This window comes from Arthrobacter sp. ISL-30 (assembly GCF_018613855.1).
Classification (GTDB): domain Bacteria; phylum Actinomycetota; class Actinomycetes; order Actinomycetales; family Micrococcaceae; genus Arthrobacter.
On record NZ_JAGGPK010000012.1, the window covers coordinates 101110 to 113699 of the forward strand.

Sequence of the window (12590 nt, forward strand, 5' to 3'; positions counted from 1 at the left end):
TCGACCCTTCACGAAACCGACCCGAAGCAGACAGGAACCATGACAGTCACTCCCGCCGCCGCCCCGGCCTCCTTTCAAATCGCCACCACAGAAACAGCCGCCAGTGCCGAAGCAGCCGGCAGCAGGATGACCAGGGAGATCTTCGAACAGCCTGCGGTCCTCGGCCGCCTGCTTGAGGGATCGGACCCTTTCCGCCAGATGGCCGCGACAATCAGGAAGGCGGCTCCCCGTTTCGTACTGCTGGCGGCGCGCGGCACCAGCGACCATGCAGCCCTGTACGCGAAGTACCTCATCGAAATCAGCCTTGGCCTCCCCGTGGGCCTGGCGTCGCCGTCGACCCTCACCGCCTATGGGGCAAAGCCGCAGCTGGACGGAGTGCTTTGGCTCGCGGTGAGCCAGTCCGGCGGTTCGCCGGACCTCGTCGAGGCCACTGCAGCCGTCCGCCGCTGCGGCGCCCTGACGATAGCACTGACCAATGCGCCGACGTCTGACCTCGCCCGCGCTGCCGAGCACCACTTGGAGATCGGCGCGGGACCTGAAACCGCCGTCGCCGCAACCAAGAGCTATACCGCCCAGCTGCTGTCGCTGTGGCTCCTGATTGACGCCTGGCGCGGGGGATCCGGAGCTGAAGCCGAGGGATTGCCCACTTTGGCCTCCCAGGTGCTCGACGACGATGGGGTCCTTGCGGTGGCAGCGCAGTACCGTTTCGCGGACCGCGTTGTTTTCACCGGACGCGGTTACTCCTACCCGACGGCACGCGAGGGCGCGTTGAAGCTCATGGAAACCTCGTATCTGCCGGCCCAGGCGTTCTCAGGGGCGGACCTGCTGCACGGACCATTCGCCATGATCGATGCCCAGCATCCGGTGATCGCCGTGCTGTCTCATGGCCCGGGGGGCCGTGCCATGAGCCCTGTCCTGGACCGCCTGGCAGAACGCGGCGCGCCAGTATGTATCGTGGGCGAGGCCGCTTCGGCCGCTGCGGTTCCCGGTGGCCTCTTCCTGCCGGTCCCCTCGGACGTGCCGGAGGAACTCGCGCCCCTCCTGCAGATCCTGCCATTGCAGCGGCTGGCGCTGGAGCTTTCCCTGTCCCGCGGGAACGACCCCGACGCGCCCCGCGGACTGCGTAAGGTCACCGAAACCTGGTAGCCGGCGGGTGGCGGGGAGCCGGAGTGGCCGGGCCGGGCGCCGGAGGTGCCTAGCCCGCGAGGACGAGCAGTTCCCAGGGCCGCAGCCGGATTCCGGTGCCGGTGGGCGGCCCGGCGTCGGGATAGTTGCCGATGACCAGGGCTGCCCCCGTCCACTCGGCATCGACGTCGGCCGTGTGCTCGGCGTCGGAAAAGTTCCCCACCACCAGCAGCTTCCTGCCGGGCAGCGAGCGCATGAAGGCATAGATGTGTTCGTCGTCTGGCAGGAGCATGGTGAAGTCCCCGTGCGCCACCACCGGGTCACTGTGCCGCAGTTCGATCATGCGGCGGTAGAAGTTGTAGACGGAGTCGCTGTCGTCCACCTGTGCGGCCGCATTGATGTGGTTCGCGTTTGGGTTGACCACAATCCACGGCGCCCCGGTGGTGAAACCTGCATGCCTTGTGGCATCCCATTGGACGGGGGTCCGGGCGTTGTCCCGATTCAGCGGCGCAAGCGCGGCCAGCACCTCGGCGTCGGTATGCCCGAGGTGGGTTGTGGCCTCGCGGTGATGGTTCAGGACTTCAATGTCGCGGTAGTCACTGATGGCCCCGAAGGCCATGTTGGTCATTCCCAGCTCTTCGCCCTGGTAGATGAATGGCGTGCCGCGGTGCAGGTGCAGGATCCCGGCGAGCATTTTCGCGGAGAGTTCCCGATACTTCCCGTCGTTGCCGAACCTGGACACCGCCCGGGCCTGGTCGTGGTTTCCCCAGTACAGGCTGTTCCAGCCGCGGTCCGCAAGGCCCGCCTGCCAGCGGCCGAGGGAAGCCTTTAGCTCCGTCAGCTTCAGTGGCTTGGGCCGCCACTTGTTGCCGGCCTCCTGATCCACTGCGACGTGCTCGAACTGGAACACCATGTCCACTTCGTTCCTGGCCGGATCGGTGAACAGTACCGCGTCCTGCACGGTAACCCCGGGCATTTCCCCCACCGTCAGGAGTTCCTTGTCCCTGCCTGCGAAGACTTCCTCGTGCATTTCCTTCAGGAACTCGTGAATCCGCGGCCCGCAAATGTAATAGGGGCTGCCGTCGCCATACAGCATTCCGGGGGTCCTCACGCCGTCCGGGAGCGATGTGTCCTTGGAAATGAAATTGATGACGTCCATCCGGAATCCGTCCACGCCACGGTCCAGCCACCAGTTCATCATGTCGTAGATCGCCGCCCGGACCTGCGGATTCTCCCAGTTCAGGTCCGGCTGCTTCCTGGAGAAAAGGTGGAGGTAATACTCCCCTGTGGCTTCGTCGTATTCCCAGGCCGGTCCGGAAAATGCCGAACCCCAGTTGTTAGGCTCGGAGCCCGGACCCGGGGGACGGCCTTCGCGGGGAGGGCGCCACCAGTACCAGTCCCGCTTGGGATTGTCCTTGGCGGACCTGGATTCTACGAACCAGGAGTGTTCGTCCGAGGTGTGGTTGACAACAAGATCCATGACGAGCTTCATTCCGCGCGAATGCAGGCCGCGCAGGAGTTCATCGAGGTCCTCGAGCGAACCGAACACGGGGTCGATGTCCTGGTAGTTGCTGATGTCGTACCCGTTGTCGTCCTGCGGGGAAGTATAGACGGGCGATAGCCAGACAACGTCGACGCCGAGTTTCTCCAGATAGTCCAGTCGGCCGATGATGCCGCGGAGATCCCCTATGCCGTCTCCGTTCGAGTCGGCGAAGCTGCGAGGGTAGATCTGGTAGACCACCGCGCTGCGGAACCACTCCCGTTGCTGGTTTCCAATTTCAGCTGTGCCAGGTGCTTCTGCACTCATCTGCTGGTCCTCCCAGGTTGTCGGCACCTCCAGCCTGTATCTGCAGGTCCAAAACGGCAAGGCCCGAAGGGGCGAGCGGCGGGATGCATTATTGATACATGCCGATCACAGAGTCCCCCGTCACGATCACGGTCGGCGATGCCGCCGTTTCCGCCATCTACGAGCGGCCTGATACGCCCTTTGCCACCCTCGTTGTTGCTCATGGTGCCGGGGCCGGAATGGACCACCCGTTCCTCGCCGGCTTCTCGCGTGCCCTGAACGACGCCGGCGTCGCGACCCTTCGCTTCAACTTCCCCTACCGGGAGGCGGGCAGGAAATTCCCCGACCGCCCGCCGGCCGCGATCACTGCATGGCGGGCAGCCATGGATTTCGCCACAGATCGGGCCGCAGGACATGCGGACGACGGGCCTGTCTGGGCCGCCGGCAAGTCTTACGGAGGACGCATGGCCTCAATGGCCGTGGCCGAGGGCATGCCCGCTGCAGGCCTGGTCTACCTCGGCTATCCCCTGCATCCGCCGGGCAAGCCGGACAAGCTTCGGGACGAGCACCTGTACGGCCTGACCCTGCCCATGCTCTTCCTGCAGGGCACGAAGGACACCTTTGCCACTCCCGAGCTTCTGGAAGGCGTCGTCAACCGGATCGGTCCGAACGCCACCCTCGAATGGCTGGAAGGCGACCACTCGTTCGCGGTTGCAGGGATGAAGAGGAGCCAGTACGACGTCGGGGCGTCAGTGGGCGCGCCCGTGGCGGCGTTCCTGCGAGCCCACAGCTGATCACGCGGTCAGGCGTTGGGGGTGGCGCCGTTGCCCCGCACCACTGACGCATTCGGCGGCACGGGCTCGTGGCGCAGGTATTGCCGGCGGAATTGGCCGGTTCCCGCAGTCAGCGAACGAAGCTCGATGGCGTAGCGCAAGAGTTCGACGTCGGGTACCTCGGCGCCGATTTCGGTGCTGTCACCGCCTGATGACGTGGTTCCCGTCAGCCGTCCCCGCCGGGAGGACAAATCGCTCATGACGGCGCCAACGTAGTCATCCGGGACACTGATCGTGACGGACGAAACGGGTTCGAGCAGTTGGATCCGGGTGGCGGCGGCGGCCTCCCGCAGGGCCAGCGCGCCTGCTGCCTGGAACGCGGCGTCTGACGAGTCGACGCTGTGGGCCTTGCCGCCCACCAGGGTGACCCGCAGATCCACAACGGGGAACCCGGCTGACACGCCCTTTTGCATCTGCGAGCGCACGCCTTTCTCGACCGAGCTAATAAACGGACCGGGGATCACGCCTCCGACGATTTTGTCGACGAACTCGAAACCGCGACCCCGTTCGAGGGGCTCTACCTCAATATCGCAAATGGCGTATTGGCCGTGGCCTCCAGACTGCTTGACATACCGTCCATGACCTGCGGCCCGGCCTGCGAAGGTTTCACGGAGCGGCGTGACGACGTCGACCGTTTGCAGCTTCACACCCTGCTCACGGAGCCTGTCGAGCACTACGTCCGCGTGGGCCTCACCCATGCACCACAGGACGAGCTGGTGGGTTTCGGAGTTCCGTTCCACCCGCAGGGTAGGGTCGCCGGCCGCCACCTTGCCAAGGCTCCTGGCGAGGGCGTCCTCATCGCTGCGTGTTGCCGCTTCGACAGCCACGGGCATGAGGGGCTCGGGCATATCCCACGCTTCGACCAGGAGCGGCATCTCCTTTGCGGATATCGTGTCCCCCGTCTCGGCACTGGCCAGCTTGGCAAGGGCGCAGATGTCCCCTGCGACCGTGAACGGCACTGGCCGGAGGCTGGTTCCCAGCGGGGAGTATAGATGGGTGATCCGTTCGTCGCTGTCGTGGTCGGGGTGCCCGCGCTCAGCCAGTCCGTGTCCGGCGACATGCAGCGCCGAGTCCTCGCGGAGCGTCCCGGAAAACAGGCGAACCAGGCAGACCCGGCCGAGGAAAGGATCCACCGTGGTGCGCACTACCTCGCCCACGAGGGGTCCGTCAGGATCGCAGCTCAACTCTTCGACGGGGGCGTCCGCGATATTGGTCACGGCCGGCATTACGCATTCGGGTGGAGAGGGGAAGGCGCGGTTCAGCACTTCCAGCAGCTCATCAAGGCCAAGTCCCGTCACCGCCGAGGAGGCAAGGACCGGAAAGAATGATCCTCGGGCGACGGCCGTTTCAAGGTCGCTGACGAGGACGTCGAAGTCGATGTCCTCGCCGCCCAGGTACCGGTCCATGAGCGTCTCGTCCTCGCTCTCGGCAATGATCCCCTCGATGAGTTCGCCCCTCGCGGCTTCTGCATCAGCCAGTTCGTCGGCGCTCGCAGGCCTTATGGCAGGGTGGAAATCTCCGGAAGAATAATCCGAAACGTTCCCTGAAAGCAGCCCGAGCAACCCGTTGACCGTGCCTCCCGAGCGCACGGGCAGGTAGAGGGGCATCACCGAATCGCCGAAGGCCTGCCTGCATTCGGCGAGGACTTTGTCATAATCGGCCCGCGGATGGTCCAGTCGGCTGATCACCACCGCACGCGGCATCCCTACCCGCTCGCACTCACTCCACAGCGCAGTGGTCGCGGCGTCGACGCCGTCGACGGCTGATACGACAAAAAGGGCCGTGTCCGCTGCTCGAAGGCCTGCGCGCAGTTCGCCGATGAAATCGGCATAGCCGGGGGTGTCGAGCAGGTTGATTTTGGTGCCGTCGAACACCAGGGGCGTCACGGAAAGCGCCACTGACCTTTGCTGGTGAATAGCTGCCGGGTCCGAATCACCCACCGTGGTGCCGTCGGTGATGGACCCCATGCGCGTTATGGTTCCGGTCGAAAACAACAGCGCCTCAGCGAGCATTGTCTTCCCGGCGCCCGAATGTCCCACGAGTGCGACATTGCGGATGTCCTCAGGCCGTTCGGGCGATATGCCGGCCGCTCCCTCACCACGTCGTGGATCGGTGCTTCCCCGGCTCGCGCCCTTCGTCGGGCCACCTTTCACCGACATGAGCATCTCCTAGCGTCGTAACAGTCATCCGCGCCGTCCCTTGCTAACAGATTCCACACCCTCAAATCGCAGACGGCAAGACCGGGCCTGCGCCTTAGGCCGAAAGCATCCCCCAGACCAGGGACGCGGAGAGCGCTGTGGAGACGGCAATGACGGCCGCAAATCCTGACAGCCAGAGGAAAGACGGAACCCCCGTGGAGCGCGCGAGGATGTAGGCATCTGACGTGGCGAGCCGATGACGCCGGCGGGTGTGCACGGCGGTCACCTTGAAAAAGTCACGGACGGCGCCTACGCCCAGCGCGATTCCCAGCGCCAGCGCGACATAGCTCACTGCTAGCGGGCCGGCGAACATGACCATCGCCTGGGCGGTCGCCGCGCTGCACACGGCGACGAGGATCCCGGTGAGGTTTCGCAGGAAAATCAATGCCAGCAACAGCAGCAGTGCGCCGACGGTCATGGCGATTCCGGACCATCCTGCCGACACCGAAGAGACAAGGGCCGCACCAACCACTGCAGGCGTCGGGTACCCCCAGAAACCGGACCATGCCGCGCCGAGCCTGCCCCGCCCACTGCTGACGAGCTGCCCGGAATGGTCAAGCCCGATCCTGAGTCCATGGACGAAGCGGCCAGTCATGAGGGCCGCAAATGCATGGCCCAGCTCGTGCACGAACGTCACATACAGTCCAAACCAGCGCCACGTAGCCCTGGGGATGCTCAACACAACGGCCGCCGCAAGCATAGCCAGCACTACCGGCGCCGTGAGGGCGGGAATTTCGCGCGCCGTCAGCCCCCTCAGGATCGCCTGCCACCAGTCGGAGGCCACGTCGGAGGGAAGCAGTTCGGTATTCATCACTGGAGAATCCTAGTGAAGAAGCCTGTGAACAGTTCCCAGGGCGTCACATCCTGGCTTTGGTCCTTGCAGCTGCCCGGGCAGTCCATGGATCCTCCGGCCAGGGATGCTTCGGATAGCGGCCCCGCATTTCTGCACGGACCTGGGAGTAGGGCCCGGCCCAGAAGGATGAAAGATCGTCCGTTACAGCAAGTGGGCGACCCGCGGGAGACAACAGGTGGAACAACACAGGCACTCTCCCGTCCACCAGCCTGGGCGTCTCTGCCCAGCCGAAGCACTCCTGCAGCTTGACAGCGACCACCGGCCGTCCGTCGTCGTCCTCCACCGCCGGGTAATCGATCCTCACCCGGGAACCGCTGGGGACCTCCAGCCGCTCCGGTGCCAGCTCACCCAGCCGCGCCGCTTTGGGCCAAGGCAGCAGCTGCCGCAGCGGCTCTGTGAGATCGATGGTGTGGGCGGGGGCGCCGATAGCAAGGGCCTCAAGCTCTGGTGCCAGCCAGTCGTCCAGCCGTGCGAGCAGGGCAGGTTCCGAAACTTCCGGCCAAGGCTGGCCCAGTTGCCGATGCACCAAGGCAAGTCGACGCCGTAACGCCTCCGCCGCCGTCGACCATCCGATGGTCCCCAACCCGTCTCTCTCAAGCGCCTCGGCCACCGCCGCACGTCCCTGCTCCAGCCTGGGACGAACGGGCGTGGAAGACAGGACGATCGCGCCAAGTCGGCGTTCCCGTCGTGCCGTAACCCGGCCCTGGCTGTACCGGGCATCCACGGTGTCGCGCAGGAGGGCTCCGGCGGCCGTCTCCGCACCCTCGGCCGAGATGGGTGGGGCAGAGCGGATAACCGCACCGGTTCCGGCGGCCTCGCGGCCTTGGGCGCGCGATACTTCCGCGACCGCAAGCCACTCGTGTCCGGACAAGGGGCTTCCGGCAGGAAGGCCAGCGCGGGTGCCGGAAGACAACAAGTACTGCTCCTGGGCCGAGTCCGGGACGCGTCGGGCTACCCGGTCCGGGAACGCGAGGGCGACGACGAAGCCCACGGCTTCCCCCGGCCCGAGGAGTCCGACGGGTCGGTTTGGTGTGCGGGCGGGGCCCGCAACGCTTGAGGGGGCGGGGCCCGCTGGCACCTGGCCGGTCTGTACCTGACGGGCGATGGTCTCCATCCGTCGGGCATCTTCGGCCCAGCGCCGCGATCCTGGGTCCTTCCCCGTGCGGAGGCTGCCCAATAACCCCAGAAGATCAGCACCGGGGGCCCGCTGATCGCCGGCTACCAGGGCCACGGCTTCCCCCGCTGTCCGTGGACCGACGACGGCTGCCCCGTCCAGGAGGGCTCGAGCCAGCCGCGGATCTGCCGGAATACTGGCGAGCGTCCTTCCCAGCTCGGTTGCAAATCCGTCTGGCCCCGTGGCGCCCAACTCCCTCAACACTTCAAGGGCATCCTCCATAGCCGCTTGCGGCGGTGCATCCGGAAGAGCCAGGCCGCGGCCGCCTGGTGCTCCCCAACAAGCCAGGATTAGCGCCGCGCCCGTGAGGTCCGCCACCACGATTTCCGGAGTTTGATGAGCGGGTGCCGCACCGAAGGCCTTCTGGTCGTAGCAGCGCACTACCCGGCCCGGACCCTGCCGGGCTGCTCGCCCGGCACGCTGATCGGCAGACGCCCGCGAGCAGGACACCGTGACAAGGCCTGACATGCCTCGGTTGGAATCACGGCGCGGTTCCCGGGACAGTCCGGAATCCACCACCAGCCGGACGCCCGGCACGGTCACGGAGGATTCCGCGAGCGCCGTCGAGACGATGATCCGCGGCAGGTCGCCCGGGTTCCTGCCGGAGACAGCCCTAACCTGGACCGCCGGAGCGGCCTGGCCGTGCAGTTCCAGGATCTCGACGCCGGTGTCCGCTCGATCGCGGAGGCGGGCTGCAACGGACGACACCTCCCGCACGCCCGGAAGGAACACCAGGGCGTCAATGTCCAGGCCGCCAGCCAGTGCTCGCGCGTGTTCGGCTGCGGCCGTCTCCGCCACATGCTCCAGGAAGGCATGGGTCACCCCGCGCGCATCAAGCCGAGGCCCGGTCAGCGGTGTCCACGCCAAGTGCAGCGGGTGCAGCGCAGAGGGGCAGTCGACGACGGGAACCGGCCCGCCGCCGTCGTTATTCCCTACGCCGCTGCCTTCGGCGCCGCTGCCTCCGATGAGGGCGGCGAACCGCGGCGCGTCAAGGGTGGCCGACATGGCCACAAGTGTCAGGTCCTCCCTGAGCTGGCGTACTTCGCAGAGCAGGCCGATCAGCAGGTCCGTCTCCAGGCCGCGTTCGTGGACCTCATCGAGGATGACGGCGTCGACGGCCTCCAGGCCCGGATCGACCAGGAGGCGCCGCAGCAGGATTCCCGGGGTGACGAACTCGACCATCGTGTTCCGTCCCGCGCTGCGTTCTCCGCGGACTGTGTAACCCACTCGGTCCCCGAGCACGCTTCCGTCGAGGGCGGCGAGGCGGCGGGCCGCGGAACGCGCGGCAACGCGTCGGGGCTGGGTCACAACGACGCGCGGGCTTATTTCCTTGGTGCCGGCTCTGGCGGCGAGGTTGGCCAGCAGTGGCGGAACGAGCGTGGTTTTGCCTGTCCCGGGAGGTGCCTGCACCACAGCGCTTCCCGCTGTTCCTTCGGTTCCTCCCCCAAGCAGCGCCGCCGCGAGTTCCCCGACTGAGTCTGCAAAGGCCAGGCCGGTCCCGATGGCCTCCAGGTCGAAGGGACCTTCCAAGCCGGAGGGGTCGAGGGGTTTGAGCGGGAGGGGCACCTATCCATTGTGCCTGCACCGGCTGGTCCTGCGCCGTGGTCCTTGAACGCATTTGCATATCGCTCTAGCTTGGAACTGGGCTCAGGGCCCGGAAATCATTCAGGGCCTGCCCGGTAGGTGAAGGAGTGATTTAGTCATGGCCAATGTACAGGAATCCGTGGACGTCAATGTCCCTCTAAGCCAGGCCTACAACCAATGGACGCAATTCGAGGAATTTCCTCGATTTATGTCAGGCGTCGAATCCGTTTCGCAAATCGACGACACTACCGTGCAATTCAAGACTGACATTGCAGGGGTTCGCCGGGATTTCAAGGCCCGTATCATCGAGCAGATTCCGGATGAGCGGATCCACTGGGAAAGCGTGGAAGGCCCGCAAAACTCGGGCACCATTTCCTTCGAGCCCCTGAGCGCCACTGAGACCCGCGTCAACGTCGACCTGACCTGGGAGCCCGAATCCGCTCTCGAGAAATTAGGAGCGTCGCTGCGTCTCGATGACCGCCAGGTTAAGGATGACCTCCAGCGCTTCAAGGCATTCATCGAAGGCAGGGAAGTCGAAACCGGGGCTTGGCGCGGGAGCGTTGAGGGAGGTGAGGTCGAGGAGTAACCGCGTCAGCCTGAACGGCTAATCAGCCCTTGAAAGACGATAGTCAGCGATATATCGTTGAGTATCGAACGATACTTGGTTGTCAGGGTGAGGTGTCCACTGTGAGGTGTTCACCGTGAGCCCGAGCTGACGCAGAAGGGTGATGCAGCCATGAAAGGCATGTATGAGTACAAGTTCACAGATTGCGGCCCCCTGATGGGAGGGCGCTTCCAGCGTGGCATGGGCCGTCGCGGTCCCCATGGGCATGGTGGACGCGGATTTGGGCCTGGTGGTTTTGGCCCTGGTTTTGGGCCCGGCGGATTTGGGCCGGGTGGCTTCGGCCCCGGCGGCTTCGGACCGGGGTTTGGTCCTGGCGGGTTTCGACGGGCCAGCAGGGGCGATGTTCGCTGGGCGATTCTCTCCCTCCTGGCGGAGTCACCCTCCAACGGGTATGGGCTGATCCAGACCATTGCCGAGAAAACTTCCGGAGCGTGGCGTCCAAGCCCTGGCTCTGTTTATCCCACACTCCAGCAGTTGGTTGATGAAGAGCTCATCGAACCCGTTGGGGAGGGGCGACGCACGGAATTCACCCTGACCGACGCGGGGAAGGCCTACGTTGCCGAGCATGCTGAGGATCTCAGCAGCGCCTGGAATGCTGATGCCGAGGGTTCAATGCCGGCGTTTCATCAGAGCGTGGGCAAGCTCATGCGCGTCATCCATCAGTTCCGGGCTGCAAGCGATGAGCAGCGCAATGCCGCCGCGGAGAAAATCGATGAAGCGCGCCGGGCGCTCTACCACATCCTCGCCGACTAGCACTCGGGGAGAGCCAGAAGGTGTTGGGAAGCACCCGCCTCCCCGCATCACAGTTGAGGTGCCGGTCCTCCGCTTTGGATCCTCTCCGTCCGATTACGAGGCGCTGGGAACTTACGTCAATGCACTGCGCGGCCGGCATGGCCTGCACCTGACCCTGCTGCACGTGGGAGTCCTTGAGGACTTCTCCCGGGACGTGGCCGAGTGGACCAAAGGCAACACCAGTCCTGCGGAGACCACCCGCAGGACTGTTGCCTGGCTGCAGGGCCTCCCGGTCCTGGAAGGCTTCACCGGAAACGCCGAAAGGCTGATCAGGCTGGGCGGCGGCTGGGTGTCCGCGCTCGAAGTGGATGTGCCCCAACGGGTGCATGATTATCAGGTCTTCCTCATGGAAGGCCTGCACCGGCTGCTGGACGAGTTGCTCGTGGATAACATCGACGATTTTATTCTCAGCTCACCCGCCCTCGGTTTCAGGTCCCCCCGCTGGATACCGCACGTGGCGGTGGGCAGGCCAAAATCGAGAGCCGACGGAATACGGGAAATTGAGCCGGCGGAGATCGATTTTGGCGAATCCCGGATCCGGAACGGCCGGTTCCTCCCCGCCGTCGACGACGAATAGCGGCCTGGTCTTACACCCTGCCGGCAGCCCTTCCGCTGAATTGGCTGCAGACCTACCCTGTTGACATGCCCCGACTTAGCGTCAACGGCGTTGATCTCTACTACGAAGAACACGGCAACGGTATCCCCATCCTGGGCATTCATGGGACCCCCGGTTCAGCGTTCATGTGGACAGACGCCGCCGGGGAACTCGGCCACCATGGCCGGTGCATCATCTACGACCGCAGGGGCTTCTACCGCAGCGCCCCGCCGGCGCCGTTTAAAGCCCTGGACCTGGTGGATCACGTCGACGACTCCGCAGCCGTCCTGGCAGCCCTGCGTGCAGGGCCGGCAGTGGTGGTCGGCCGCAGCAGCGGCGGCCTGATTGCCCTTGAACTGGCCCGCCATTTTCCTGACAAAGTAAAAGCGCTGGTTCTCCTGGAGCCTGCCCTGTTCACCATTGACCCTGACGCTTCCCAGTGGGCCCGCAATCTTCGGAGCAAAGCACTTGAATATACGGTTGACCAACCCGGACTGGCCGCGGAGACAGTGATCAGGGAAGCCTTGGGCGACCACTCCTGGGATTCGCTCCCGGACGAGGCCAAGCAGATATTTGCCGCGACCAGCCCTGCGGTCCTCGCTGAGATGAACGGCAGGGGCATGGACCTTAGTGAGCAAGCCTTGGAACTGGGCGAGGACGAACTGGCCGAGATCCGCAGGCCGGCACTGATCATCTCCGCCGAGGATTCGCCTGAGGCCTGCCGGCTGGTAAATGCCCGTCTGTCGGGTGCCTTGCCATTTACCAGGACGGTGCTGGTTCAAGGTGGACACTTGATCAATCCGGCCCACCCCGCAGTCCTGGATTTCGTGGATACCTTTTTCGGCGAGCCGGACGCCTGGGCCTAGACATCCACAATAAGAGAGGGCTCGCTCTCTCATTGGGGGAATGGGAGTTTTTTGGAAGGCAATATTTACTGGAGTCGTCTATTTTGCCGGATTTGTTGGTACTTTTTGTTTTGCCGCTCCGCAATTGCGGGCCGGGGGACCCACATATTCGGATATTGA

At 65.0% G+C, this 12590-nt stretch carries 10 protein-coding genes; 6 read left to right on the top strand and 4 right to left on the bottom strand.

Annotation, left to right across the window (positions count from 1 at the left end):
- Positions 1 to 39 precede the first annotated feature (39 nt).
- Positions 40 to 1146 (top strand): SIS domain-containing protein, encoded by a 1107-nt coding sequence (locus J7E82_RS05210; protein WP_214861141.1) that lies wholly within the window; start codon positions 40 to 42, stop codon positions 1144 to 1146.
- A 49-nt stretch (positions 1147 to 1195) separates the two neighbouring features.
- On the opposite strand, the gene J7E82_RS05215 is transcribed toward J7E82_RS05210, so the two are convergent.
- A complete protein-coding gene (locus J7E82_RS05215; RefSeq protein ID WP_214861143.1) occupies positions 1196 to 2932 on the bottom strand; it encodes an alpha-glucosidase in 1737 nt (578 codons plus the stop codon).
- Positions 2933 to 3030: 98 nt separating this feature from the next.
- On the opposite strand from J7E82_RS05215, the gene J7E82_RS05220 reads away from it, so the two are divergent.
- The gene (locus tag J7E82_RS05220; protein WP_214861145.1) at positions 3031 to 3705 is read left to right on the top strand and encodes an alpha/beta fold hydrolase; all 675 of its coding nucleotides are present in this window, start codon (positions 3031 to 3033) and stop codon (positions 3703 to 3705) included.
- An 8-nt stretch (positions 3706 to 3713) separates the two neighbouring features.
- On the opposite strand, the gene J7E82_RS05225 is transcribed toward J7E82_RS05220, so the two are convergent.
- The 3 genes from J7E82_RS05225 to hrpB all read right to left on the bottom strand — a co-directional run bounded on the left by J7E82_RS05225 (position 3714) and on the right by hrpB (position 9535).
- Positions 3714 to 5903 carry an elongation factor G-like protein EF-G2 gene (locus J7E82_RS05225; protein WP_214861153.1) on the bottom strand — a complete coding sequence of 730 codons (2190 nt, stop codon included), beginning with the start codon at positions 5901 to 5903 and terminating at the stop codon, positions 3714 to 3716.
- 94 nt (positions 5904 to 5997) lie between these two features.
- Positions 5998 to 6753 carry a M50 family metallopeptidase gene (locus tag J7E82_RS05230; protein WP_214861295.1) on the bottom strand — a complete coding sequence of 252 codons (756 nt, stop codon included), beginning with the start codon at positions 6751 to 6753 and terminating at the stop codon, positions 5998 to 6000.
- A 46-nt stretch (positions 6754 to 6799) separates the two neighbouring features.
- Entirely contained in the window at positions 6800 to 9535 is a 2736-nt protein-coding gene (gene hrpB / locus J7E82_RS05235; protein WP_214861155.1) for an ATP-dependent helicase HrpB, read from the bottom strand.
- 136 nt (positions 9536 to 9671) lie between these two features.
- Here hrpB and J7E82_RS05240 point away from each other — a divergent pair, with 136 nt between their 5' ends.
- The 4 genes from J7E82_RS05240 to J7E82_RS05255 all read left to right on the top strand — a co-directional run bounded on the left by J7E82_RS05240 (position 9672) and on the right by J7E82_RS05255 (position 12431).
- The gene (locus tag J7E82_RS05240; protein ID WP_214861157.1) at positions 9672 to 10139 is read left to right on the top strand and encodes an SRPBCC family protein; all 468 of its coding nucleotides are present in this window, start codon (positions 9672 to 9674) and stop codon (positions 10137 to 10139) included.
- Positions 10140 to 10289: 150 nt separating this feature from the next.
- Positions 10290 to 10931, top strand: a complete 642-nt coding sequence (locus tag J7E82_RS05245; RefSeq protein ID WP_214861160.1) for a PadR family transcriptional regulator — start codon at positions 10290 to 10292, stop codon at positions 10929 to 10931.
- Between the two features lie 58 nt (positions 10932 to 10989).
- On the top strand, positions 10990 to 11547 hold the full coding sequence (locus J7E82_RS05250) for a hypothetical protein (protein WP_308113624.1): 558 nt from the start codon (positions 10990 to 10992) through the stop codon (positions 11545 to 11547).
- 65 nt (positions 11548 to 11612) lie between these two features.
- On the top strand, positions 11613 to 12431 hold the full coding sequence (locus J7E82_RS05255) for an alpha/beta fold hydrolase (protein WP_214861162.1): 819 nt from the start codon (positions 11613 to 11615) through the stop codon (positions 12429 to 12431).
- Positions 12432 to 12590: the final 159 nt, after the last annotated feature.